Origin of the sequence: Vibrio sp. Isolate23 (assembly GCF_022398095.1) — a bacterium.
Taxonomy (GTDB): domain Bacteria; phylum Pseudomonadota; class Gammaproteobacteria; order Enterobacterales; family Vibrionaceae; genus Vibrio; species Vibrio coralliilyticus_A.
On the sequence record NZ_JAKEUV010000006.1, the window covers coordinates 65,649 to 91,520 of the forward strand.

26 protein-coding genes are annotated in these 25,872 nt (G+C 41.0%); 18 read left to right on the forward strand and 8 right to left on the reverse strand.

The annotated features are described in order from the left end of the window. Window position 1: 1 nt before the first annotated feature. The 9 genes from L1D31_RS15165 (at window position 2) to L1D31_RS15205 (ending at window position 8,135) form a co-directional block, all read left to right on the forward strand. A complete protein-coding gene (locus L1D31_RS15165) occupies window positions 2–697 on the forward strand; it encodes a 3-deoxy-D-manno-octulosonic acid kinase (protein ID WP_239837918.1) in 696 nt (231 codons plus the stop codon). Between the two features lie 81 nt (window positions 698–778). Further along, window positions 779–1,744 carry an FAD-binding oxidoreductase gene (locus L1D31_RS15170; RefSeq protein ID WP_239837919.1) on the forward strand — a complete coding sequence of 322 codons (966 nt, stop codon included), beginning with the start codon at window positions 779–781 and terminating at the stop codon, window positions 1,742–1,744. 22 nt (window positions 1,745–1,766) lie between these two features. After that, window positions 1,767–2,540, forward strand: a complete 774-nt coding sequence (rfbF, locus tag L1D31_RS15175) for a glucose-1-phosphate cytidylyltransferase (RefSeq protein WP_239837920.1) — start codon at window positions 1,767–1,769, stop codon at window positions 2,538–2,540. 3 nt (window positions 2,541–2,543) lie between these two features. Then, window positions 2,544–3,626 carry a CDP-glucose 4,6-dehydratase gene (gene rfbG / locus L1D31_RS15180; RefSeq protein ID WP_239837921.1) on the forward strand — a complete coding sequence of 361 codons (1,083 nt, stop codon included), beginning with the start codon at window positions 2,544–2,546 and terminating at the stop codon, window positions 3,624–3,626. Continuing rightward, window positions 3,626–4,939 carry a lipopolysaccharide biosynthesis protein RfbH gene (rfbH, locus tag L1D31_RS15185; RefSeq protein WP_239837922.1) on the forward strand — a complete coding sequence of 438 codons (1,314 nt, stop codon included), beginning with the start codon at window positions 3,626–3,628 and terminating at the stop codon, window positions 4,937–4,939. Before rfbG ends, rfbH begins: the two co-directional genes overlap by 1 nt. Before the next feature lie 26 nt (window positions 4,940–4,965). Then, window positions 4,966–5,541 carry a dTDP-4-dehydrorhamnose 3,5-epimerase family protein gene (locus tag L1D31_RS15190; protein WP_239837923.1) on the forward strand — a complete coding sequence of 192 codons (576 nt, stop codon included), beginning with the start codon at window positions 4,966–4,968 and terminating at the stop codon, window positions 5,539–5,541. Then, complete coding sequence (locus tag L1D31_RS15195; RefSeq protein WP_239837924.1) at window positions 5,538–6,404, forward strand: NAD(P)-dependent oxidoreductase; 867 nt, start codon at window positions 5,538–5,540, stop codon at window positions 6,402–6,404. The genes L1D31_RS15190 and L1D31_RS15195 overlap by 4 nt, the downstream gene beginning before the upstream one ends. A gap of 1 nt (window position 6,405) precedes the next feature. Continuing rightward, window positions 6,406–7,395 (forward strand): glycosyltransferase family 2 protein, encoded by a 990-nt coding sequence (locus tag L1D31_RS15200; RefSeq protein ID WP_239837925.1) that lies wholly within the window; start codon window positions 6,406–6,408, stop codon window positions 7,393–7,395. A gap of 11 nt (window positions 7,396–7,406) precedes the next feature. Beyond that, a complete protein-coding gene (locus L1D31_RS15205; protein ID WP_239837926.1) occupies window positions 7,407–8,135 on the forward strand; it encodes a glycosyltransferase family 25 protein in 729 nt (242 codons plus the stop codon). A gap of 3 nt (window positions 8,136–8,138) precedes the next feature. On the opposite strand, the gene L1D31_RS15210 is transcribed toward L1D31_RS15205, so the two are convergent. The 6 genes from L1D31_RS15210 to L1D31_RS15235 are packed head-to-tail and all read right to left on the reverse strand — an operon-like array spanning window position 8,139 to window position 13,522. Next, on the reverse strand, window positions 8,139–8,819 hold the full coding sequence (locus L1D31_RS15210) for an acyltransferase (protein ID WP_239837927.1): 681 nt from the start codon (window positions 8,817–8,819) through the stop codon (window positions 8,139–8,141). Continuing rightward, complete coding sequence (gene waaA, locus L1D31_RS15215) at window positions 8,819–10,090, reverse strand: lipid IV(A) 3-deoxy-D-manno-octulosonic acid transferase (RefSeq protein ID WP_239837928.1); 1,272 nt, start codon at window positions 10,088–10,090, stop codon at window positions 8,819–8,821. The genes L1D31_RS15210 and waaA overlap by 1 nt, the downstream gene beginning before the upstream one ends. Next, window positions 10,087–10,866: a glycosyltransferase gene (locus L1D31_RS15220; RefSeq protein ID WP_239837929.1), complete on the reverse strand. Its 780-nt coding sequence runs from the start codon at window positions 10,864–10,866 to the stop codon at window positions 10,087–10,089. Before L1D31_RS15220 ends, waaA begins: the two co-directional genes overlap by 4 nt. 27 nt (window positions 10,867–10,893) lie before the next feature. Beyond that, the gene (locus tag L1D31_RS15225) at window positions 10,894–11,913 is read right to left on the reverse strand and encodes a glycosyltransferase family 9 protein (protein WP_239837930.1); all 1,020 of its coding nucleotides are present in this window, start codon (window positions 11,911–11,913) and stop codon (window positions 10,894–10,896) included. A gap of 3 nt (window positions 11,914–11,916) precedes the next feature. Beyond that, the gene (waaF, locus tag L1D31_RS15230) at window positions 11,917–12,948 is read right to left on the reverse strand and encodes a lipopolysaccharide heptosyltransferase II (protein ID WP_239837931.1); all 1,032 of its coding nucleotides are present in this window, start codon (window positions 12,946–12,948) and stop codon (window positions 11,917–11,919) included. Window positions 12,949–12,967: 19 nt separating this feature from the next. After that, complete coding sequence (locus L1D31_RS15235) at window positions 12,968–13,522, reverse strand: acyltransferase (RefSeq protein ID WP_239837932.1); 555 nt, start codon at window positions 13,520–13,522, stop codon at window positions 12,968–12,970. A gap of 356 nt (window positions 13,523–13,878) precedes the next feature. On the opposite strand from L1D31_RS15235, the gene L1D31_RS15240 reads away from it, so the two are divergent. Beyond that, window positions 13,879–14,604 (forward strand): glycosyltransferase family 25 protein, encoded by a 726-nt coding sequence (locus L1D31_RS15240; protein ID WP_239837933.1) that lies wholly within the window; start codon window positions 13,879–13,881, stop codon window positions 14,602–14,604. Beyond that, window positions 14,601–15,776, forward strand: a complete 1,176-nt coding sequence (locus L1D31_RS15245; protein WP_239837934.1) for an O-antigen ligase family protein — start codon at window positions 14,601–14,603, stop codon at window positions 15,774–15,776. Before L1D31_RS15240 ends, L1D31_RS15245 begins: the two co-directional genes overlap by 4 nt. 24 nt (window positions 15,777–15,800) lie before the next feature. Here the strand turns inward: L1D31_RS15245 and L1D31_RS15250 are convergent, their stop codons facing one another. Next, window positions 15,801–16,916 (reverse strand): glycosyltransferase family 4 protein, encoded by a 1,116-nt coding sequence (locus L1D31_RS15250; protein ID WP_239837935.1) that lies wholly within the window; start codon window positions 16,914–16,916, stop codon window positions 15,801–15,803. A gap of 82 nt (window positions 16,917–16,998) precedes the next feature. After that, entirely contained in the window at window positions 16,999–17,940 is a 942-nt protein-coding gene (gene rfaD, locus L1D31_RS15255) for an ADP-glyceromanno-heptose 6-epimerase (RefSeq protein ID WP_239837936.1), read from the reverse strand. 221 nt (window positions 17,941–18,161) lie between these two features. Here rfaD and wecB point away from each other — a divergent pair, with 221 nt between their 5' ends. Genes wecB through L1D31_RS15290 form a run of 7 tightly spaced genes read left to right on the forward strand, consistent with a single transcriptional unit; the run spans window position 18,162 to window position 25,866 of the window. Next, window positions 18,162–19,286, forward strand: coding sequence for a UDP-N-acetylglucosamine 2-epimerase (non-hydrolyzing) (gene wecB, locus L1D31_RS15260; protein ID WP_239837937.1), 1,125 nt, complete (start codon window positions 18,162–18,164; stop codon window positions 19,284–19,286). A 22-nt stretch (window positions 19,287–19,308) separates the two neighbouring features. Then, the gene (gene wecC / locus L1D31_RS15265) at window positions 19,309–20,577 is read left to right on the forward strand and encodes a UDP-N-acetyl-D-mannosamine dehydrogenase (RefSeq protein WP_239837938.1); all 1,269 of its coding nucleotides are present in this window, start codon (window positions 19,309–19,311) and stop codon (window positions 20,575–20,577) included. Continuing rightward, complete coding sequence (locus L1D31_RS15270) at window positions 20,574–21,764, forward strand: UDP-N-acetylglucosamine 4,6-dehydratase (protein ID WP_239837939.1); 1,191 nt, start codon at window positions 20,574–20,576, stop codon at window positions 21,762–21,764. Before wecC ends, L1D31_RS15270 begins: the two co-directional genes overlap by 4 nt. A gap of 12 nt (window positions 21,765–21,776) precedes the next feature. Next, window positions 21,777–22,928: a LegC family aminotransferase gene (locus tag L1D31_RS15275; protein WP_239837940.1), complete on the forward strand. Its 1,152-nt coding sequence runs from the start codon at window positions 21,777–21,779 to the stop codon at window positions 22,926–22,928. Window positions 22,929–22,945: 17 nt separating this feature from the next. Continuing rightward, window positions 22,946–24,139 carry a UDP-N-acetylglucosamine 2-epimerase gene (neuC, locus tag L1D31_RS15280; RefSeq protein WP_239837941.1) on the forward strand — a complete coding sequence of 398 codons (1,194 nt, stop codon included), beginning with the start codon at window positions 22,946–22,948 and terminating at the stop codon, window positions 24,137–24,139. Between the two features lie 7 nt (window positions 24,140–24,146). After that, window positions 24,147–25,220 (forward strand): N-acetylneuraminate synthase, encoded by a 1,074-nt coding sequence (gene neuB / locus L1D31_RS15285; RefSeq protein ID WP_239837942.1) that lies wholly within the window; start codon window positions 24,147–24,149, stop codon window positions 25,218–25,220. Continuing rightward, on the forward strand, window positions 25,213–25,866 hold the full coding sequence (locus L1D31_RS15290) for an acetyltransferase (RefSeq protein ID WP_239837943.1): 654 nt from the start codon (window positions 25,213–25,215) through the stop codon (window positions 25,864–25,866). The genes neuB and L1D31_RS15290 overlap by 8 nt, the downstream gene beginning before the upstream one ends. Window positions 25,867–25,872: the final 6 nt, after the last annotated feature.

Here is a 25,872-nt window from a genome sequence, read left to right on the forward strand (position 1 = left end):
CATGAAAACCGTGCAATTGGACAACCAAACCATCTGGTATGACGAAAGCTTGCTTAAGGAAGACCCTAAGCAGGTGTTTGACGCTGAATTTTGGCAAAATGCCGGTAAAGTCATCGGTAGCGCCCAAGGACGTGGTACCACTTGGTTTGTGCAAACGAAAACTATCGAAGCGGCACTCAGGCATTATCGTCGCGGTGGTTTGTTTGGAAAACTAGTGGAAGATAGTTATCTCTTTTCAAGCTGGGAAAAAACTCGCGGCTATCAGGAATTTCAGCTGCTAAATACTTTGATTGAAGCTGGCGTCAACGTGCCTAGGCCAATTGCTGCCCGAGCGGTGAAAGCTGGCTTCACTTACCAAGCGGATCTTCTGAGTGAGAAAATCCCCAATGCACGAGATTTGGTTTCTATTCTGATAGAAAAGCCACTTCCGGCAGAAATGTATCAGAAGATTGGCTGCGAAATTCGCAAGATGCATGATGCACAAGTCAATCACACCGACCTTAATATTCACAATATCCTGATAGATGAACAGAACAAAGTGTGGATAATTGACTTTGATAAATGCTATCAGCAAGCAGGAAATGGCTGGAAGCAGAGCAACTTGGATAGACTGAAAAGGTCGTTTGAGAAGGAAGCCGGTAAGCTCAATATTCATTGGTGTGAGGTGGATTGGTTATCAATCCAAATAACCCCCTGATTGTTGCTTTTCGTCTCGCACAGTCTTGCCCTAAATACTATAATGTAGGCCTATTTTCTTGTAATTTAATACATAAAACCGATGCAATATGACATAACCCTTTCTCCCTCAGGAGTGCGTTTCAGCAGCCAAGATAATTTATTAGATGATGCACTATCGCAGGAGATCACGCTGGAACATAGTTGTAAAAACGGAGATTGTGGTGTCTGCGAAGCAAAGGTTATTTCCGGAGAAGTGCTGAATGAACTTGGTGAAAAAGTACACTCTGGGACTATTCTGACCTGCCAGTCTAAAGCCATATCGGACTTGGTCCTTGAAGCTGAATTCTATCCAGAACTTAGCGCAATTAAACAGCAAACCCTGCCGTGTAAAGTGTCTAATATCACTTTTCCTACAGAGGATATCTTGATCATCAAGTTTCGCTTTCCTCCCACGGCTAACTTCATTTTTCGTCCGGGGCAGTATCTAGACCTCATTTTTAAGGGAGTGAAACGCAGTTATTCAATTGCTAATGCAATGGTTGATAGTCAGGAGTTAGAACTGCATATTCGTAAGGTCCCTAAGGGCAAGATGTCAGATCTTCTGTTTAATGACCTAAAAGCCAATCAGTTGATGCGCATTGAAGGGCCTAAAGGTACATTCTTTGTGAGAGCGTCCAATCGGCCCATTGTTTTCTTAGCGACAGGGACTGGAATTGCGCCTGTAAAAGCCATGGTCGAACAACTAATTCACGATAATGATAAAAGGGATGTTGCCATTTATTGGGGGATGAGAACGCCAGATGAAATTTATGATGAGGCGTTTATAAAACTTCTGAAAGGTAACAAGCACATCCGCTTTATCCCTGTTTTATCTCGATCTCCAGAATGGGGAGGTCGAGTAGGTTATGTGCAAAATGCCGTTATCGAGGACATTGCCAATTTAGAACCGTATGATGTATATGCATGCGGTTCTCTTTCTATGATTGAAGCAGCCAAAGCATTATTCTCAGATCATAATTTACCATTGAAACACTTTCACTCGGACGCCTTTACTCCCGCAAAGTAGCGTCTAATAACTGGAGATAGTAATGAAAGCAGTTATTCTCGCAGGCGGCTTAGGAACGCGCCTAAGTGAAGAAACCTCTGTAAAACCTAAGCCAATGGTTGAGATCGGTGGAAAACCGATCTTATGGCACATCATGAAACAGTATTCCTCGCATGGTATTAATGAATTCATTATTTGCTGTGGCTATAAAGGTTATGTCATTAAAGAATATTTCGCTAACTACTTTCTGCATATGTCTGATGTTACATTTGATATGCAAAATAATGAGATGAAGGTTCACCGTAAGCGTGCAGAGCCTTGGACTGTCACACTGGTAGATACAGGTGACAATTCTATGACAGGTGGACGCTTAGGGCGTGTCGCAGACTACCTGAAGGACGATGAGGCTTTCTGCTTTACTTATGGCGATGGTGTCGGTGATATTGATATTACTGAAACTATCAAATTTCATAAGTCACATGGTAAGAAAGCAACATTGACGGCAACGTTTCCACCTGGTCGCTTTGGTGCCTTGGACATGAAAGAGGGCCAAGTACAGAGCTTTAAAGAAAAACCCAAAGGTGATGGGGCGATGATTAACGGCGGCTTCTTTGTTCTCTCACCAGAGGTATTGAACTACATTGATGGTGATGACTGTGTTTGGGAGCAGTACCCTTTAAATCAATTAGCGAAAGATGGCGAACTGATGGCTTTTGAGCACCATGGCTTTTGGCAGCCAATGGATACATTGCGTGACAAGGTGTATCTTGAAAGCCTTTGGCAGTCAGGTAAAGCGCCTTGGAAAGTTTGGGAGTAAAGCATGAATCCTAAGTTTTGGACAGGTAAGCGAGTTTTTGTCACTGGCCATACAGGTTTTAAAGGAAGTTGGCTGTCTCTGTGGTTACAAGAAATGGGGGCGGTTGTCCAAGGTTACTCTCTACCAGCGCCAACGACCCCAAGCCTGTTTGAAGAAGCAAAGGTATGGGAGGGGATGTCATCGCAAGAAGGAGACATTCGCGACTTTACGCATTTAAGACAGGCAATACACGACTTTAAGCCTGAAATTGTTTTCCATATGGCTGCTCAGCCTCTCGTTCGTCTTTCGTATGAAGAACCCATCGAAACTTATTCGACAAACGTTATGGGCACCGTGTATCTCCTGGAAGCCATTAAACAAGTTGGTGGTGTCAAATCGGTCGTCAATATCACTTCCGATAAATGTTATGAAAACCGTGAGTGGGTATGGGGTTACCGAGAAGATGAACCCATGGGAGGGTATGACCCATACAGTAATAGCAAAGGCTGTGCTGAATTGGTGGCCTCATCTTATCGTCAATCTTTCTTCAACTCAGATAAGTATCAAGAACATGGCTGTGCACTCGCATCGGTTCGAGCTGGTAACGTGATCGGTGGTGGAGACTGGGCTGAGGACCGCCTTATCCCTGATATTCTTCAAGGATTTGCCAATAATAAGAAAGTTGAGATCAGAAGCCCCTACGCCATTCGACCATGGCAGCATGTTTTAGAGCCATTGTCAGGTTATATCGCTATCGCTGAAAAGTTATACTTAGAAGGCCCGAGCTTTGCCGAAGGATGGAACTTTGGCCCTAGAGATGAAGATGCCCAACCTGTTGAGCACATCGTCAATCGAATAGCACAGTTGTGGGGTGAAGATGCTCAATGGTTCTTGAGCCAAGAGGTTCATCCTCATGAAGCTCATTACCTAAAGTTGGATTGTTCTAAAGCAAAGATGCGCTTGAACTGGCAACCTGTTTGGAGCCTAGAGACGACGCTGGAGAAAATTGTAAGCTGGCAAAAAGCTTGGCTTAGTGGTGAAGACATTAAGTCCTACACGATAAATGAAATCAAAGAATACATGACCGCAAGAGCAGGTAATAGATAATGTCGAAAGAGCAATTAAGAGCTCAAATTGCAGACCTTGTAGAGCAATATGCAGAGCTAGAGTACGCACCTAAAGAGTTTGTTGGTGGAAAAAGTGTGGTTCCTCCTTCAGGTAAAGTGCTTGGAGCAAGAGAACTACAATTAATGGTTGAAGCCTCTCTTGATGGCTGGTTAACAACAGGTCGATTCAATGATGCTTTTGAGCAGCGCCTAGGAGAGTACTTGGGGGTTCCTTATGTGTTGACTACGACGTCAGGTTCTTCAGCTAACCTTCTTGCGTTAACTGCACTAACATCCCCTAAACTAGGTGAACGTCAACTAAAACCTGGTGACGAAGTGATTACCGTTGCTGCAGGTTTCCCTACGACAGTAAACCCAACGATCCAAAATGGCTTGGTGCCTGTATTTGTTGATGTCGATATTCCAACCTACCAAATTAAGCCAGAAATGATAGAAGCTGCCGTTTCGGAGAAAACTAAGGCAATCATGGTGGCTCACACTTTGGGTAATACATTTGACCTTACCGAAGCTCGTCGTGTTGCCGATAAGTACAACCTTTGGTTAATCGAAGATTGTTGTGATGCTTTAGGCTCAACATACAATGGTCAAATGGTTGGAACGATTGGTGATATTGCCACCGTCAGCTTTTATCCTGCTCACCATATCACCATGGGTGAGGGAGGCGCTGTTTTTACAAAAGATAAAGAGCTACGCAAGTTAGTAGAGTCTTTTCGTGATTGGGGGCGTGACTGCTATTGTCCACCGGGCTGTGACAACACTTGTGGCAAGCGCTTTGACCAGCAGCTAGGCTCACTTCCTGATGGTTATGACCATAAGTACACCTATTCTCATTTAGGTTACAACTTGAAAATTACCGACATGCAGGCAGCATGTGGCCTTGCTCAGATGGATAGAGTAGAAGAGCTCGTTCAAAAACGTAAGGACAACTATGTGTATTTACGTGATGGCTTAGCATCATGTGAAGAGTTTATTATTCTGCCAGAAGCGACGGAGAACTCAGAGCCTTCTTGGTTTGGTTTCCCAATTACTATACGTGAAGACTCAGGTATTGATCGCGTCGATCTGCTGAGGTTCATGGACCAATATAAGATTGGTACTCGTCTTCTGTTTGCCGGTAACCTGACCCGCCAACCGTATTTTGAGAATGTGCATTATCGAGTGGTCGGTGATTTAACTAACACAGACTTGATCATGAATAACACTTTCTGGATTGGTGTCTATCCAGGTCTAGGGCAAGATCACTTGGACTTTGTTATCGAAAAGTTTGAAGAGTTTTTCGGTGTTAGTTTCTAAAAACAGCAATAAAGAATGGAAAGCCAATGAGAAATCATTGGCTTTATTTTATGAATATAACGCACCTCGATATTTCAGGCTGCTACTTAATTGATCTTCCAAAGTTTGAAGATCATCGCGGCGCCTTTATTAAAACCTTTCATCCAAGCTTCTTTGAAGGTACGCCAATTTCTGAGTTTGACCTTCAAGAAGAGTTTTATTCTGTATCGAAAAAGAATGTTCTGCGGGGACTTCACTTTCAAGAGCCACCTGCTGCACATAACAAAATCGTGACTTGCCTAGAGGGGGAAGTACTCGACTTCTTCGTTGATATCCGGAAATCATCCCAGACTTATGGCAAGCTTGTCACGGTGGAATTGAATGCAAATAAACCACAACTTGTCTATCTCCCTAAAGGTATTGCTCACGGCTTTCTTACGCGATCAGAGCATGCGACGTTGCTTTACAAAACTGATAATGTTTATGCGCCAGAGCTAGATAAGGGTATTTTATGGTCAAGTGTGGGCTTAGACACTGAGGGTGCACCACTAGGAGAATTGATTATTTCTGAGAGAGATCAATCATTTCCCAGTTTAGAAAACTATGAGAGCCCATTCTTATGAAAGTATTAGTGACAGGTGCGACAGGCTTTATTGGTCAGCAATTTATTGCCACCTTGAGAAATGAGTATGACATTCATGCATTGGTAAGGGCAAACAATGGCTCTATTACAGGTGCTCGTATTCATGAATACGATGGAACAATCAGTTCAATTAAGGCTGCGTTAACGGACATTGATGTCGTCTTGCATCTTGCTACCTGTTATCGGGCTGCCCATCAGGAAAGCGATATCACCCCGATGCTAGAGGCTAATATTGTATTTGGTACTCAACTACTCGAAGCGATGAATCAAACGGGCACATGTCGAATCGTCAATGTAGGTACAACATGGCAAAAGTTTGAGGGAGAGCATTATCGTTACGCCAATCTATATGCTGCGACCAAGCAGGCTTTTCAGGAGTTATTGAATTTCTACTCTGATGCGTATAAATGGCATAGCCTACATTTACATTTCAACGATACCTACGGCAAAGAAGATCATCGAAAAAAAATTATTCAATTACTGATTGAAACCGCTGAAAAAGGCAATGATTTAGATATGAGCCTCGGGGAGCAAAGGTTTGAAGCTTGCCACATTAGTGATGCTATTAACGCGTTGAACGTAGCATTAAAGCGAGTCGCCTCATCAGATACTCCTAGATGTGAGGAATTTTCCATTTTAACTGGGGATGACACGTCGCTAAGAGAGCTAGTTAGCCTTGTTGAAAGTGTTACCCAGCTACCAGTCAGAATCAATTGGGGGATGCGCCCTTATCGTGACAGAGAAGTTATGGCTCCTCCTCATCATGCTTATACCCTACTTCCCGGGTGGAAGAAAAAAATTTCACTGCAAGAAGGTATTAAATATCTCTTAGGGCCAAAATAAAATGTTTGATTTAACATCGACTACCAATCACTTTAATAAATATACAGCAGTAAAGTCTCAATTATTGTGGAGTAATGTAATAGAGCAAGAAGAGGCGGTCGAAGTCTCAATCACAATTCCTACTTATAGAAGGCCAAAACTTCTACTGGAAGCCGTAAAGTCTGCTGCTCAGCAATCGGGACATATCAAGTTTGAAATAGTGATTGTTGATAATGACGATAGTCGAGAATTCTCTAAGCAAATAATAGAGAGTTTAAAAGGTATAGACAGTAAAATTCGTTATTATATTAATGATGAAAATATCGGTATGTTTGGGAATTGGAATCGATGTATTGAACTTGCCGACGCAAGTAGAATTACAATACTTAATGATGATGATTTACTCGATAAAGACTGGTTAGATATTGTTTCAAAATACGAAAAATATAGTTTTGTTAAAGTAGATAACCAGAGCTTTACCAACCAAAGTGATCTTCATCCATATAATAGTGATAAGAAAATAAAAGAAAAAGAACTTAAATTAAAGGATTGCTTTTGGGGAAATATTAACCCAGGCTCGTTGGGCATACTTATGGATAAACAGGTGTGCTTGGATGTTGGAGGCTTTAACCCGGATTTATACCCTACAGCAGATTATGACTTCTTATGTCGCTATATCAATAGTTATAATTCGATTAGAGTTAAAGCGAACCTTTCTTATTATCGATGGGCTGAGAATGAAAGCATGAAGAAAGAGGTATTAGAAAGGTTTGTTTGTAATGATTTTGATATGAGAACACGTTTTTATAAGCAGACACCTCTAACGACTTTAACATGCAGAGTGCTATCTATGAGGTATTTTGAGCGTTTATCTCGTGTTAACCCTAATCTTGATTTCAATGTCATTAAAGAACATATGAATATTACAGATCGTGATTTGAAGATCATGCGTATTTTCCGTATTCGATTTTTCTGGTCTGTGCTTAAAGACGTAACAAAGTTGTTTTTGTAAAGGTGTTCTCTATGAAAGTTTTTGTAATATCGTTGATAGAGTCTACTGAGCGACAAGAGAGAATCCAGAATACACTAGAAGCTCAAGATATCCAATTTGAGTTCTTCAATGCTGTCGATGGACGAAAAGGCCTGCCTGAAGACTTGATCAATTTACCGGATGATCAACATCGGAGAATATTTCGTAGCAGACCATTAACTCCAGGTGAGCGTGGTTGTTATGCCAGTCATTATCGTCTATGGCAAAACTGTATAGAACTCAATGAGCCGATTTTGATTATTGAAGACGATTGTTTACCTACTCACTTTATGAAGTCGTCTTTAAACACTTTAGGGCAAATGCATAATAAAGGTTATGAATATATTCGAGTTGAGCCACAAAATGGCAAAGCGACTCTATTAGAAGAGATTAATGGTTCTCACAGTGTATTTTGGCACGATAACCGTGGGGGAACACGTGGATACAGTATTTCTCCTAGCGGTGCAAAGAAGCTTCTTGATAAGAGTAAGCGCTGGTTATGCGCAGTGGATAACCATATCGGTGAGTCATACCGCACAGGTTTAAAGTGTACCGGTATTATTCCTTATTTAGTGTTAGATCCTGCAGACATGGGAACTACGATTCAAAATAGCGGAGCGAAACTCAAAACGCCTATTTATTTTAAAGTGACTCGTGAAATTTATCGTTTTTACGTTTTTATACGACTGTCTTTATGGAATATGAAAAATAGCAGGCTCTAAGTGTTATAGGTGGAACGCTTTCCCTGTAAAGTCTGCAATGGCATGTGCGGGGTTTCCACCGATAACGGTATTGCCATCAAACTGACGAGACACAGTAGAAGTACTTGCGATAACGGAATTGGTTGCTACGTGAGCCCCTTTAAGAATCGTAGACCTAGCGCCAACCCATACTTTATCTTCAATGGTGATTGGTTGATCTGGATTAGTTTGTTGATTTTCTGAATCGGTAATTTTGTGTAGATCTGAATCCATAAATAGAGTCTGCCAAGAGACTAAACAGTTGTGACCGAAAGATATTTCTCGATGACAAACAATAGTCGCTTCGCCCGTAAAATTGCTTCCCGAACCAATGGTTAATGTTCCAGTGATGTGAAGTTTGGAACCTGTGCCTATCTTAATGTGATGGCCTAACTTAATGTGCCCGTTTTTATCAACGTTCCATATAAAGCGAGAGTACTTGCTATCTGCTATTTGTACACGCCCAAACCCTAGTTTGATTTTCCCTAGTTTGGCAGACTCAGGAATAGATACTTTACCGCCTAAAGACACAAACTTGGTGCGATGATTAACCAGAATTGGCAATTTTATCGCTTGGCTAAATGGAAGGTAATAAAAATTAAAGAAGAGTGTTTTGGGTACGCATCTCACATAATGGTATAACTTGGACAACTTCTTCAAACTCATCACTTTTCTCCAAATATGTATTGGACTGTTTTTTCGAGTGCGCCTCGGTTCCGTTCCACTACATCTAAGGCCGCTTGGCCTTGTTCACCCCTGAGCGCTGGAGACTGAAGAAGCAAAATGATTTTGTCTGCTAGATCAGACTCTGAATTGATTATTTGACAACTATTTTCAGCCAATAACTGTTGTGTGATGTCGGCAAAATTAAAATAACTCGGTCCAGTCAGGGTTGGTTTTGAGAGTGCGGCCGGCTCTAATAGGTTATGCCCTCCCACTTTACTTCCAATCAAGCTCCCCCCCATAAAGCAGACGTCACTCGCGCCAATGAGTGTCAACATTTCACCCATAGTGTCACCTAAATACACTTTTGTATTTTCTGTAACTGCTACTTTGGTTGTCCGACGTACAGTTGTGAAGTGTTCACTGCATTGTACCATGACATCATTAAATCGTTCGGGGTGTCTAGGAACCAGTATGAGTAGGGCATTTGGTACATGCTCAACAACTTGTGAGTGGGCAGCGAGTATTTTTTCATCTTCACCTTCATGGGTGCTGGCAGCAATCCAAATCGGGCGAGAGTAGCCTAACTCAGACCTGAGTCGGTTTGCCGTTTCTAATTGCTTAGCTGAAATAGAGATATCGAACTTTATGGAGCCTGAGACATAGACTTTACTTTGTGGTATTCCCAGTTTCTCAAACCTTTTAGCATCATCTTTGTGCTGACAGATGACTTGGCTTAAAGCAGGAGAAAAGTTATCAAACAAAGGCTTGATTTTTGTATAGCCTCGAAATGATTTATCGGATAAACGTGCGTTTGCGATAGTGATAGGAATATTCTGTTTAGATACAGCTATCAATGTATTGGGCCATAGTTCAGTTTCGATAATGATTAACTGTTTTGGTCTGACTGTTTTTAAAAAGGTTTTGACTGCCCAAGTAAAATCCAGAGGCATATATCTATGTTCGGCATATTCTTTTAAATTTTCTGCTTGCTTAGCACCTGTTGGAGTTGTAGTAGTGACAAGGATTTTAGCATTTGGCCGGGCTTGATGTATCTTCTTAATCAACGGTGATGCAGCAATAACTTCTCCCACTGAAACAGCGTGAATCCATATGACAGGCTTTTTCTCAGGGTTGTTCAGGCTAGGTGTGAAACCGAAATGTTCTTTCCAGCGAGAGCCCACGGAAGGTTTACCAAGCTTATGTTTATATAAGCTTGGTAAAAGGAAAGGAAGTGCAATGACTAGTAAAAGTGTATATAGAACTCGTATCACTTGAGGAGATCTTCCGGTTTTTTATGTGTCCATTTGCTACGAGGTTTATCTAGGTATTGAAAGTGCTCATTCGTAAATGTGCCTTGTATACAAACGTACTTCCTTTCTTTGTAAGCAACCTGTTTATTTTCTAGAACCTCAGTGATCACCATCGGGCCCGTTAAAAAATAGACTCCTTGCGCAATATTTCGACTTTCAATGTTCTCGACAATCTTGTTGATGGCTAATTCATAATCTGGGTTATTTGGTTCTGATGCGAGAAAGAAGTTTGTAAAGTGTTGATTCTTTTCAAGCTTCACATACATCGCGTTATCATCTTGAGGCAGGATATGCTTGAGCGGCCATACGAGTGTTGCGTCTATATCCATGTAAATACCACCATGGGTATAGATAGTAATGAGTCGCCATAAATCAGCTTGTGCAGCACCATCGTTTAATTGCATGTAAGCGTTATATACTCGCTCAGAAGCATTGGCTTTGATGAACTCGGCACGTTCTTCTGTACTAACATAGCGATACTCATAATCTAATGACATCAGGCGATTGAACAGGTAGTTAAGATAAACAGGTAAAGTACTTCGTGCAGAGAAGTTGGTTTGCCATATTATCTTGGGAATCTTGGTTTGCTCACTAGAAACCACTTTCGGCTTAGACAAAGATGGAATCGTAAAGCGTTTATTTGGAAACAAAGCATGAAAAGGGTATGACAACATTTTAAAAATGTTGCCGATGAGCCTAATGAGTCGATTGGAAACTAAAATTGATAGATTTTTCATTGCTGCTTATAAAATTCCGAAATGAAGTTATTGGCTCGATAGGGCACGGGAAATTGCATCTGTGATTTGTACCGTGGACGGTATTGAGCCATCAGCACTCATCACGATATCATGGTGCTCATACAAAGGCGTATATCGAAACGGCACTGTCGCATAGAAAATGCCTACAGTTGGTGTATGGGTCGAAATTGCAATGTTCCGGACGCCAGTATCAGGAGCGACCATTAACGTTGCTTTCGCCGTTAAGTCTACGAGTTCGTCAAGTGGCAAACACGGCTGAATTTTAAAGTTAGGATATTTTAAAAGGCTTTGACAAAAATCCCCTTTCTCAAAGTCATTTTTGCCTTCCAGATACACGTGAGTATGATTTGGGTTCTCTTGGACTGCCTTCTCTAATACCGCAAACATTTGTTCTTTGGATAATATTTTTCGCAGCTGCGAGGCGCCGTTAAAATAGAGCACATAGGGAGCTTCAGTGTCTACCAGTTTGCGATGATCTGGATAGGCAAAGTCCAGTGGGTGAGAGGGGTTGTGGCCTAGTAGCTTGAGCATATCTAACATGCATTCCACTTCTGGCTGAAAATCAGAGCGATGAACGGCAACATTAAATAAAGTACCGCAGAAGTACCATTTGTATGGAAAGCCTATTTTTAGTTTGGCTTTACTTAATGCTGTCATCCAATGAGAACGGTTAGTGCTCGCCAAATCGAAAATTATGTCTTGTTCGCCTAGTTGTTTGATGTTTTGAACTTTTTCTTTGACAGATGTTGTTTTCCCTGGCTCTTTTCCTGGCATCACATGAACATGATCAACCAAGTCACTCGGTATACCATACATATAGTTAGAGACTGGCACTAAGGTTATCTCTGCGTTAGGGAAAAACTTTCGTGCTTCAACCAAAAATGGACGAACAACAACCTGATCCCCAAGTGCTGCGTGTCTAATTACTGCTATTTTCTTGATTTTTTGAGGCTGAAAATCATCTTGAATATACTTGCGTGCTTTTTTAGAAGCGTAAGCACCACGCTCAAACCATAGGTGTTTCATGAATTATTGCTCTAGAAATTTATCAACAGCATTGATGACTTGAGAAGGCATTAGTTTATTGAGACAGTCTTGGTGACCAAGTGGGCATTCTCGTTTGAAGCACGGCCGACACTCAACGTCAGTATGCACCATTTCTAACGTGTCAGTCAGAGGTGGCGTATATTTTGGTGAACTAGAGCCGTAAATAGCGACTATATTACACCCGACCGCCGCAGAAACATGCATTAAACCTGAATCGTTTGATACAACGGTATGACAGGCTGCCAACAAATCCACCGCCTCGATAAGGGATGTTTTCCCTGCTAAATTAAAACAGTATTGTTGTTGTTCTGGTGTAAGAGCTGATTTGATTTGTTCGGTGACAGCTTTGTCTTTTTCTGAGCCGAACAACCAAACTTGCTGGCCTTTATCTATAAGATATTTGGCAAGAGCTGAGTAGTACTTTTCTGGCCAGCGCTTTGCCGGGCCAAACTCTGCCCCAGGACATAGGCCTACGACTGGAAGCTGTCTATCTAAACCTAGTTTCTGACGAGCAGCGAGTTGAGAAGTGATGTCGACTGTTAGTCTTGGCTTTGGGCAATTAGCCAACGCCACCTCTTCCAGCATAGAGGAAGAAGATGAGGCGAGCGCGACATACCGCTCGACCATATATTGAAAAACACGCTTGTCAGGACGAAGGTCTGTCAGCAGACCGTATCTGAACTCTCCTTTCCAACCTGTTCGTTTCGGTATTCGAGCAAAGCATGGAATTAGAGCTGATTTTGCTGAATTAGGTAAGATGTATGCATGACTATAATTATTTTTACGTAGTTCATGCCCAATAGCTCTTCGACCAAACAGATTGAAGTCACCATGACCAATCGGCATCTCTATGGCTTGATGTACTTCAGGCATACGCTCTAGTATGGGCTTACACCAAGCAGGAGCAAGAACATCCAGCTCACAGTCTGGATGTTTGGCTTTGAGAGTCGTATACAAGCTTTGCGACATCACCATGTCGCCAACCCAAGAGGGACCGATAATGAGAATTTTCATTTAAGAAGCTAGGGTGCACCTAATAAGTCAGTTCATGCTGCCATGATACTTCATTCTGTACGACTTTGGCAGGGTTACCAACCGCAATGACGCCCGATGGGACTGACTTAGTCAAAGTAGAATTAATGCCAATGATCGATCCTTCACCGATAGTCACTCCTTTTAAAACGGTTACATTATCGGTTAGCCAAACCTTAGAGCCAATGTCGATACTTTGAGCAAAGTTAATGCGTTTTCCATCTTTAGTAATGTTATGACCATCACTGGTCATGATTTTTACGTTTCGGGATAGCATGCTTCCTTCACCTATTCTGAGCTTAATTCCATTTTCTCTGGCGGATAGGTAGCAGTCATGGCCTATGATTGTGTTGTCATCAATTATTAAATGACAATTATTACCATCTATTTCAATGTTGCAACGACGCAAGTTTGCATTTTTTCCTATTTTTAGGCTGTTGTTATCTCCTTTAATAACAATCTTACATTGTCGTATTTTTGAAGATGGATCTATTGCGAATTGATGTCGACCCGATATTTTTATTTTGTTTCTTAGTCTGTTAGTAAAACTGAACATTGTATTCACCTATATCTATCCATATCATTTTTATATGGTATAGCTCATTAACTAAAATATAAAGCAATGACCATGTAATGACGTTGTCTATAACTGTGTTGAAAACACAGTTAATATAGTTGGGTTTATGGATATTGAACGTAGTTATGATTGAGTTGTGCTAAACACTTGGATAAGTCTTTGGGTGAAACCAGTTGCTTTCGTGTTCTTGATTCGTTGGGTAAACATCAATTATTAAGAGGATCGTGGGATGGAGATGTGACGTTAGGTTTGTGTGAGTGTTGGTGAAATTAGGTTCAATTTAATTGTCATATATGGTCTAATGGCGTCCATTTCTCTTGGTTTGGTAGTGTTTAGTGAAAGTTTTTGTTATTAGTTTAAAGCGTAGTCCTGAGCGTAGAGAGTACATCAAGAAGCAGCTAGACCAACTTAATATTGATTTTGAGTTTTTTGATGCAGTTGACGGCAGAGCAGAGCCTCCTCACAAATTGTTCGAAAATTATAACTATGCTAAACGACTATGGCTTACCAGCGGCAGAATGCCCTCGAAAGGAGAGCTAGGTGTATACGGAAGTCATTACCTTCTGTGGAAAAAGTCGATTGAGCTTGATGAGCCTATTATAGTTTTTGAGGATGACGCAGCAATCTTGCCTTCATTTCCGAGTAGTTTAAAAGTGGTTCAAGAAAAAATCGATAGTTATGGATTTTTGCGTTTAGAGCCTAAAACTGACAAAGGGGTTTTGTACCTCAAGGAAGAAAGTGATAATTTTAGTATCTCTTTTATGACAAATAACTATGGTGGACTCAGGTGCTATGCGATTTCCCCGAGTGCTGCCAAAAAACTTGTTCGCCACTCTAAACGATGGTGCATGCCAGTAGATAACTATGTTGGCTCTTTGTATCTACATGATATGCCGTCTTATATCCTTTCCCCTGCTGTTGTTGAAAACCCCCAAGAGTTCGAAACAACAATTCAACTAGGTGAAGAAAGTAAAGCTAGTTGGTATCGGAAACCTACTCGAGAGCTGTACTCTCTATACAGAAAGCTTATCTTACGCATTTATAACAGAAAGTATCAATGAAGAATTTAGTTCATCAGTTGGAGAAGGCATTTATTTTCTCTCCAATTTTTTTAGTTTTAATATCAATTTTTAACTTCACTGATACTAAATATTTAGTTTCAAGAGTCACAGTTATTGTTATTGTTTATAGTGTTATAAAATATAGAAAACATATTAAGGTTAATTTTAAACAGAATAATTATAAAAAGTTTTTTTTAGCTAGCATTCTGACCTTTACATATTGCTCTTTTATGTATGTTTTGAGGGGGGATAATTTTGGATTACCTCGAACTTTAATTACGTGTTTAATCTATTTGTCAGTTATTCCTTGGAGTAAGTTTTCTAGGGCTTGGGTATATAATACAATTATATTTTCCGCATATGTATGTGGGCTTAATGCTATATTCGAACACTACTACTTAAATGTGGCTAGGGTCGGCATGGCAACTAATCCAATACCTTATGCACTTTACTGCTCATTTGTGTCTTTATCATCTTTATCCCTGACTAAGTACTATAAATCTAGAGTTATTAAAGGATTATGTATTGTAGGTTTTTTATTGTCTCTATGGGCACTAATCTTGACTGATTCTCGAGGGGTCTGGGTAGCATACCCAATAGTTATGATGTTTGTAATATACAGAAGCTTTAATGCTTTATCTTTTATGAAGCTAGGAGCTTTCACATTGATTGGTTTGAGTGCTATTTATTTTTCATTTAAGCCTATGATAAATGAACGTATTGATAGAACAGTGGTTGAGTTTAATTCTATAAGTAAAGGGAATTATGAGACATCCGTTGGTGCGCGATTGGATTTATGGACGTTCGGTGTAGATGTTTGGCAAAAGCAACCTATTCTGGGACAAGGCGATATAATGTTAGAAGAAGGCATTCGCAAAGTTCCCAATAGAATGGCTTATCGACAGCCTCATCTCCATAATCAATATATAGATACCCTTGCTAGGTATGGTTCTGTTGGTCTGTTAATTATGATGGTCTGGTTTTTTTATCCAATAAGACTCAATAAGGACCAAAAACAAAAAGAAGATAGCGTTATTATCCAAGTGATGGTTATGCTTGTGCTCATTGCGGGATTATCTGATGTGCCTTTCCACCATACGCATGTGGTTTATTTATTCACTCTTGTGATCGGCTTATTGTCTTTGAATCTTACCCAATCAAGGTCAAGCTAGCCTTGATTGGGCAAGGGAATTAAGTCAGCTGTGATGGTAGTGCTTCGCAAGCTTTTCTATATGGGCATTCATCGAAAATTCTGACTGAACTCGCTGATACGCTAAATTTGAATTTTTATTCATTAGCTCATTGTCAATCAGATAGTGTTCTATGTTATTTGCTATTTTTTGAGGATCTAATGGGTCTGTTTGTAAAGCGGTTGAGATGAGAATTTCTGGCAGCGCGCCTGTATTAGCCGCCACTATTGGCTTCTTTGCTGCCATAGCTTCAATGGCTGTTAATCCGAATGCTTCATTGTGATTGGGTAGGCATACAATATCCATTGCTGCCAGCATTCGTTCTGTATCTTTCCTAAATCCAGTTAAGTGTACTCTATCTGTTAAGTTCAGCTCAGCTATTCGCGCCTTAAGCTGTTTTACGAAATCATTATCAGAACCATCTGTAACATCTAACCCCCCAACAAGCAGCAATTGTAGAGTCGGATACTTTTTATGTAGTAAAGCAAATGCTTCTAGGAGCTCCATTTGTCCTTTCCCTGGGCAGACTCTACCTACATTACCAATGATGACTGATTGTTGTGGCATACTTAGTTCATCTTTAATTAAGTTGATCGCTTTCTGATCTTCAATAGGCGCTAAAGGTATATCAGTACCTAGCCATAGCCGAGATATTTTTTCTTTGATAACAGGGAGGGATTTAATGTTTCTTTGATATGTCTCGTCACTAATTGAGAAAACTTGATTAAGGTGGGAATATACCCATTTGTGATATAGGTCTTTTTTAGGACGAGTAACGCCCATATGTTCTGTGAAGAATGCTTTTCTCTTGGACATTAGATTGAGAAGGGCTGAAATAAGAATATCCCCTGATTTATGACAATGTATAATTGAAACATCTTTTTGTTCTAGCCACTTATTGAGTTTAAACAACTCAGAAAAAATCAGCTTTCCTTTACTTCTAATTTCAAAGGTTTCTATGCCAGCATCTCTCATTCCTTGTGCCACTTGAGTACCGGACACGCAAAGTCCGTAAACCGAGTAACCACGTTCTGAAAATTGCTTACCTGTACGTATAGGATACATCTCAAGCCCCCCCCAGCCTTGGGAAAGACAAATATGAAGAATTGCCGGTTTTGTCACAACTTACCTTTTCTAGTGGAGAGGCAGTAAAAAGGTGGTAATGGAACCCCCTTTCCCATATAAGCCTTTAAAATATTAGAGGCTATTTATTTATCTTCTGCATATATTCAGCAACGCCTTCCGCCACAGATTTAAATTTATGCTCGCAACCTGCTGCACGCAGCTTGGTTAGATCGGCTTGCGTAAATTCTTGGTAAGCACCTTTTAAGTGTTCTGGGAATGGTATAATTTCAATTTCACCTTTGCCATGGAACTTAATTACGGCTTTAGCGACTTCTTCGAAAGATTCAGCATTCCCTGTACCTAAGTTAAAGATACCTGACTGGCCACTTTCTAAAAATGATAAGTTTACTGCTGCAACATCACCGACGTAAACGAAGTCACGCTTGAATGTTTCACTGCCAGCAAATAGTTTAGGATTTTGACCTGCGTTCATCTGGTTGTTTAGATGAAAGGCAACAGATGCCATTGAACCTTTGTGTTGTTCTCTAGGGCCATAAACATTGAAATAACGGAAACCAGTTACTTGAGACAGTTTTTCTCCATGCTCTTTAGCATCTTGCCAAATTCGACGAACATAGTTATCAAACTGCTGTTTTGAGTAGCCGTATACGTTTAGTGCGCCTTCGTACTCTTTCTCTTCAATGAATGTATCAGTTTCACCGTAAGTTGCTGCTGAAGAGGCATAAAGGAAAGGAATTTCACGCTCAAGGCAGTAATGGAGCAGCTCTTTTGAATACTCATAATTGTTGAGCATGATATACTTACCATCCCACTCTGTTGTCGCAGAACAAGCACCTTCGTGGAATATTGCCTCGATCGGCCCGAAGTCATCACCCGCCATGACTTGAGTTAGGAAATCATCACGATCCATGTAGTCTGTTATTTCTAAATCAACCAAGTTTTGGAATTTTTTACCATTTTTAAGATTGTCGACTACCAAAATGTCGTTAATGCCTTTCTCATTTAATGCTTTAACGATGTTGCTGCCAATCATGCCAGCACCGCCTGTTACGATGATCATAATGTTCCTAAGACTCAGAGTGATAAAGTGCGAATATCATATCATGCTTGTTAACGCTGTCATAGGAAGTGGTGAAGTATGAAGGGAGTAGTCGAATGAAAAAGAAATATAAGTTAATATTTACAATCTTTTTAGTGAAAACATAGTTGTTCTTTTGGTGCGTATCTAGGTAAAGCACTGGATGATTACTTATACAATGCAGTTGGTTTTATAGGTTCTATATGTCAAGGAAAAAAGTCCTCACGGTATTTGGTACGCGACCTGAAGCGATAAAAATGGCACCTTTGGTTCATGCTTTATCTGCTGACGAAAGATTTGAAGCAAAGTGTTGTGTAACGGCTCAACATAGAGAGATGTTAGACCAAGTGCTTGAACTATTTGAAATCAAGCCAGATTATGACTTGAATTTAATGAGGATGGGGCAGTCACTAAACGATGTAACAGCTCGAATCTTATTAGAACTAAAATCGGTATTACAAGAGTTTCAACCCGACGTGGTTTTAGTTCATGGTGATACAGCAACAACGTTTGCTGCTAGCCTAGCAGCATACTACGAGCAAGTTCCTGTTGGTCATGTCGAGGCAGGATTAAGAACAGGAGACATCTATTCTCCGTGGCCAGAAGAAGCAAACAGAAAGTTGACGGGTGCATTAACTCAATTTCACTTTGCACCGACAGAGACTTCTCAAAGCAACTTGTTGAGAGAAAACTTTGATAAAGAGAGCATTTCTGTGACAGGCAATACTGTTATAGATGCTCTTTTGATGATCAAAGAAAAAATAGATCAAGATGAGGCTCTTCAGCAGTACTTGTCTGAATTATTTCCATTCCTTCACGAAGATAAAAAGTTAATACTTGTTACTGGTCATAGAAGAGAAAGCTTTGGTGGCGGTTTTGAGCGTATTTGTGAAGCGTTAGCCTTTACTGCACAGAAGCAACCAGAAGTTCAAATCGTTTATCCAGTGCACTTGAACCCTAATGTACGTGAGCCTGTCAATCGAATTCTTGCGGGAATAAGCAATGTACATCTGATTGAGCCTCAACAATATTTGCCATTTATTTACTTGATGAATAGATCTCATATTATTCTTACCGACTCGGGAGGTATCCAAGAAGAAGCCCCTTCTTTAGGTAAGCCCGTGTTGGTCATGAGAGATACGACAGAGCGCCCAGAGGCAGTAGAAGCTGGCACGGTTAAGTTGGTTGGTACTAACATAGATCGAATCGTTTCAGGTTTAACGACTTTGCTTGAAGATGAACAGGCCTATAAGAAAATGAGCTTTGCACATAACCCTTACGGTGATGGAAAAGCCTGCCAACGCATTCTAGATGTTCTTGCAAAATAATTTAATTTAACGAGAAGTATATATGTCTTTTGAAACAGTATCAGTTGTAGGTTTAGGCTACATTGGTCTGCCAACAGCAGCAATGTTCGCATCACGCAAGAAAAAGGTCGTTGGTGTTGATGTTAACCAACATGCTGTAGACACTATCAATCAAGGTAAAATTCATATCATAGAGCCAGAGCTTGATATGATCGTAAATGCCGCAGTCAAAGAAGGCTATCTAAAAGCGACTACAACTCCAGAAGCAGCTGATGCGTTTCTCATCGCTGTTCCAACTCCTTTCTTACCTTGTAAAGAAGGTGAAGTACCTGCTCCTGACCTTTCTTATATTGAGGCTGCGAGTAAAGCTATTGCTCCTGCCTTGAAGAAAGGTGATTTAGTTATACTAGAGTCGACCTCACCAGTTGGTGCAACAGAACAAATGGCCGAATGGTTGGCTCAAGCTCGTGGAGATCTTACATTCCCACAGACTCACGGTGAAGATGCCGACATTAATATCGCTCATTGTCCAGAGCGTGTCTTGCCAGGTCATGTAGTGAGAGAGTTAGTTGAAAATGACCGTGTTATTGGTGGCCTTACTCCGAAGTGTTCACAACGCTCAGTTGAGTTATACCAAACATTCGTTCAAGGAGAATGTGTTATCACCAATGCACGCACTGCGGAAATGGCGAAGTTGACTGAAAACAGCTCTCGTGACGTTCAAATTGCATTTGCAAATGAGCTTTCTGTTATCTGTGATAAGTTAGATATCAATGTGTGGGAGTTGATCGCACTAGCAAACCGTCACCCTCGTGTGAACATCCTTCAACCAGGGCCAGGCGTCGGTGGCCATTGCATTGCTGTTGATCCATGGTTTATTGTTTCGAAAACTCCAGCAGAAGCTCAGATTATTCATACGGCGCGTAAAGTTAATGACTGTAAGCCTGGTTGGGTTGTCGGTAAGACTAAAATGGCTATTGCAGACTTCCTGCAAGAGAATGATGATAAAACAGCCAAAGAGGTTATAGTTGCTTGTTACGGTTTAGCTTTTAAGCCTGACATCGATGACTTACGTGAAAGCCCCGCAATGCAGATTGTAAAAGAAATTGCTTCTTTCCATATGGGGAATGTAATTGCAGTTGAACCTAATATTCATCAATTGCCAAGTTCATTGGAGCAAGTCGATCTTCAGAGCTTTGACGCTGCAAAGTCGACGGCTGATATTCATGTCATGCTTGTTGACCACAAGGAATTTAAAGCTAAATCAATAAACTCACCATACTTAGTAGATACCAAGGGGATTTGGCAATGAATGCTATTTTGCCTTTAATCGGTCGTACTGAAGCCTTATTCACACAAGATATTGAAAATTATGAAGCAGAGTTATCACGTATTGTTTCTGCGTCAAGTTTCCTTGTTTTGGGCGGCGCTGGCTCAATCGGACAAGCCGTAACTAAAGAGATTTTCAAACGTAACCCTAAGAAGCTACATGTTGTCGATATTAGTGAAAACAATATGGTAGAACTTGTTCGAGATATCCGTAGCTCATTTGGTTACATTGATGGTGACTTCCAAACATTTGCTTTGGACATTGGTTCTCTAGAGTATGATGCATTCATTAAAGCCGATGGTAAGTTTGATTATGTATTGAACTTGTCTGCGCTTAAGCATGTTCGAAGTGAAAAAGATCCTTATACATTGATGCGCATGATCGATGTGAATGTCTTTAATACAGACAAAACGATCCAACAGTCTATTGATGCTGGTGCGAAAAAGTATTTCTGTGTTTCAACAGATAAAGCTGCAAACCCGGTCAATATGATGGGGGCGTCCAAACGTATTATGGAAATGTTCCTGATGCGTAAAAGCGAACAAATGACAATCTCAACTGCTCGATTTGCAAATGTAGCATTCTCTGATGGTTCGCTACTTCACGGATTTAACCAACGTATCCAAAAGCGCCAACCTATCGTGGCCCCAAACGACATCAAGCGTTATTTTGTTACCCCTCAAGAGTCGGGAGAACTATGTTTAATGTCTTGTATCTTTGGTGAAAACCGTGACATTTTCTTCCCGAAACTGAGTGAAGCTCTACATCTTATTTCGTTTGCAGATATCGCGGTGAAATACCTAGAGCAACTTGGTTTTGAACCTCACCTATGTGAAACAGAAGAAGAAGCTCGCCAACTTTCACATACACTTCCAGAGCAGGGCAAGTGGCCATGTTTGTTTACTGCAAGTGATACAACGGGTGAAAAAGACTTCGAAGAGTTTTTTACAGATAAAGAAGAGCTGGATATGTCTCGATTCGAAAATCTGGGCATCATCAAAAATGAACCTCTTTATGAGCAAGAGCTTCTTACTTTGTTTGAAAACAGCATCTCAGAGATGAAAGGTGAGCGAGCTTGGACTAAAGAGCAGATTGTGAAACTGTTCTTTACCATGATCCCTGATTTCGGGCACAAAGAAACGGGTAAATACCTCGATAGCAAGATGTAAGTGGAGCATTCAATGAAAGCGACATCTATTGTTGAATTTGTGAGAGATACTTACAAAACAGACGAATTTATTCCCTTACACGCACCGACTTTCGATGGCAACGAAAAAGCGTACGTAATGGAAACGATTGAAAGTACATTTGTTTCTAGCGTCGGTAAGTTTGTTGATGATTTTGAGAGAAAAATTGAAACTTACACTGGTACGGCTAAAGCTGTAGCGACAGTGAATGGTACAGCAGCATTGCATGCTGCATTGTACATGGCTGATGTTCAAAGAGGTGACTTGGTCGTCACGCAAGCTTTGACTTTTGTTGCAACCTGCAATGCTCTTTATCATATGGGGGCAGAGCCTATTTTTCTGGATATATCTCCAGTGAGTTTAGGGTTGTGCCCTAAGGCTGTGGATGCATTTTTAGAAGAGAATACTGAAGTCACAGACGCGGGGTGTATCCATAAAAAAACAGGTAGAAGAATCAAAGCCGTTGTACCAATGCACACGTTTGGTCACCCCGTAGAGCTTGATGAACTGGTTGCTGTTTGCTTGAAATGGAACATCACGCTGGTTGAAGATGCCGCAGAAAGTTTAGGCTCTTTCTATAAGGGTAAACACACCGGTACTATTGGTGATTTTGGTGCTGTCAGCTTCAATGGCAATAAGATCATCACTACAGGCGGTGGTGGTATGGTGTTATGTAAGACTCAAGAATTAGGGGGGCGAACGAAGCATGTTACTACGACAGCAAAAGTTCCTCATCCGTATGAGTTTTTCCATGATGAACCTGGTTTCAACTATCGTATGCCAAACCTGAATGCAGCTCTAGGGTGTGCTCAGATGGAAGTTATCGAGCAGTACCTAAAACAAAAGAGAGTGCTTGCTGAAGGTTACAATGACTTTTTTAAAGGTTCAGACATCAAGTTTGTCATTGAACCTGAATATGCGCAGTCAAACTATTGGTTAAATGCGATCATTTGTCCGGATAAAGAAAGTCGTGAAGAGGTACTTAAAGGCACAAATGGTTCAGGCGTGATGACTCGACCTATTTGGCAGCTCATGCACAGATTACCTATGTTTGAGAATGCAATACGTGGTGATCTAACTTACTCAGAGTTTATTGAGGCGCACCTAATCAATCTTCCAAGTACCCCAGTGGAAATCAAAGGTTAAGTAGGTTTAATACATACATGACGCAGACACATAAAAAGGTTGCGGTCTTTACTGGTACAAGAGCAGAGTATGGTCTGCTCTTTTGGCTTTTAAAGGACATACAAAGCGATCCTGACCTAACACTTCAATTGCTTGTTTCTGGTATGCACCTATCTCCGGAATTCGGTGATACTTACAAACAAATTGAAAAAGATGGCTTCAATATTGATGAGAAAATAGAGATTTTGTTGTCTTCTGATTCCGCTGTAGGTACAGCGAAAAGTATGGGGCTGGGTGTCTTAGGGTTTGCCGATGCCTTGTCGCGACTAGCTCCAGATGTTCTTGTCATTCTTGGGGATCGCTTTGAAGCGCTCGCTGCAGCGCAAACAGCTATGATACTTCGTATTCCGATCATTCATCTTCATGGTGGTGAAATAACAGAAGGTGCTTATGACGATGCAATTCGTCATGCGATTACCAAGTTGAGTTACCTACATGGTACATCGACAGACGAATACCGACACCGAGTGATTCAACTTGGTGAATCACCAGCGCGTGTAAGAAATATTGGTGCAATTGGCTTAGACCACCTAAACCGAGCGTCTTTTATGACGGTTTCTGAGTTGAGTGAATCACTAAGTTTTGAACTCACAAAACCTTACTTTGTCGTTACTTATCATCCTGTTACTCTGGGTAACGAATCTCCAGAGGAAAGCTTTCAATCACTTTTAGACGCATTGGATGAATACCCTGATCATCAAGTTATATTGACTTACCCTAACGCAGATGACGGTGGTCGACGCATTATCCCAATGCTAGAAGATTATGCGGCAAGTCAACCAAAACGTGTCTTGGCAATCCCATCACTAGGGCAAGTGCGTTATCTGAGCTCGGTAAAGCATGCGGCTGCAGTTATTGGTAATTCGTCGAGTGGTATTATTGAAGTACCAGCTTTTGATGTTCCTACCGTGAATATAGGGGCTAGACAAAAGGGACGCTTGGCCGCAAAAAGTGTTTTAAACACCACTGCTACGAGAGAATCCATCAGTAACGCGATTGACCTCGCTGTGAGCCGAAAGTATAAAGCTGAAGATGAAAGTCTTGCTAACCCCTACGGGCAAGGTGACAGTAGCAAGCAAGTCATAGATATGATTAAAGGACTGGACTTTGATCCTTGTAAGTCTTTTTATGATGTAAACATTGAACCTGACTTAAACAAGAAAGTAGAGTGAGACAATAATGACTTTGATTATTGCCGAAGCGGGTGTAAACCATAACGGTCAAGAAGAACTAGCATTTTCTTTGGTCGATGCTGCTCACAAAGCTGGAGCGGATATAGTAAAGTTCCAGACTTTTAAAGCAAAAAACCTAGTTACCGAAGAGGCTAAGCAAGCCGAATATCAGGTAACAAATACTCAAAAGCAAGAGTCTCAGTTAGCGATGTTAAGCCGTTTGGAACTGTCGTACGAGACCCACCATGATCTCGTCAAATACTGTGATTCGCTTGGTATTGAATTTCTATCAACAGCTTTCGATTTAGAAAGTTTAGATTTCTTAGTCAATGATCTTGGTTTAACGCGATTGAAGTTGCCTTCCGGTGAGTTAACGAACGCTCCTCTTGTATTGGCTCATGCTCGTACTGGTTGTGATCTTATTGTATCAACAGGTATGGCAACACTTTCCGAAATTGAGACAGCTCTTGGAGTGATTGCTTTCGGTTATACAACAGATGAAAAAGCAGAACCTTCGATGCTAGGTTTCCAAGAAGCTTATGCATCAGAAGCTGGTCAAAAAGCGCTAAAAGAGAAAGTAACAATTCTTCATTGTACGACGGAATATCCTGCTCCAATGGAAGAAATCAACCTAAGAGCAATGGATACGCTAGGGCTAGCATTTGACTTGGCGGCAGGCTATTCGGACCACAGTGAAGGAATTACGATTCCAATTGCGGCTGTTGCTCGTGGTGCTGTTCTTATAGAGAAGCACTTTACGTTAGATAAAAACATGGAAGGTCCAGACCATAAAGCTTCTCTAGAGCCACAAGAGCTAGAGGCAATGGTAAAAGCCATCCGTCAGATTGAGATTGCATTAGGCTCTAGCGTAAAAACTCCTACAGTTTCTGAAGTGGAAAACAAATCCGTAGCACGCAAAAGTTTAGTAGCAGCAAAGGGTATTGAAAAGGGCGAAGAGTTAACAGAGTCTAACCTCACGATTAAGCGTCCAGGCATTGGTTTGTCCCCTTATCGCTATTGGGAACTTCTTGGCACTAAAGCAACCAAAGGATACAAAGCAGGAGAGTTGATCATTGAGTGATGAGGTGAATCTTCCTATTGTAATGATTGGTGGAGGCGGTCATGCCTCCGTTCTTGCTGAAATACTGCTTACGCAGGGAAGAGACATACTTGCCGTGATAAGCCCTGAAGATGTCAGCCAACGTTCTGTATTTAAAGGAATTTCCATCCTTGAAAAGGACGAGGATATTCTGAGGTTTGACAAAGATAAGATCCTTTTGGTCAACGGTATTGGAATGATGCCCAAATCCGGCTTTAAGAAAAAAATTAATGAATACTTTCTCTCATTAGGTTATCAATTTGAGACGGTCATCGCAGACAGTGCATTCGTTTCACCTTTTTCTAAGATTGAAATTGGTGCTCAGATTTTACCTATGGCGATGATTCAGACTGGGGCAACAGTGGGTCGCCATAGTATAATCAACACAGGTGCTTTGGTTGAGCATGACTGTAAAATCGGTGCTTATAATCATATCGCTCCCAAAGTAACCTTGTGTGGTCAAGTAGAAACAAAAGAAAATGTCTATATTGGGGCTGGTTCGACAGTTATCCAAGGGGTATGTATTGGCTATGGCGCTATCGTGGGGGCTGGTGCCAGTCTGACTCAGTCTTTGGATGAAAATACCATCGCATACCCTGCTAGAGCAGTCATTAAAACAAATTCTTAGCAAAAG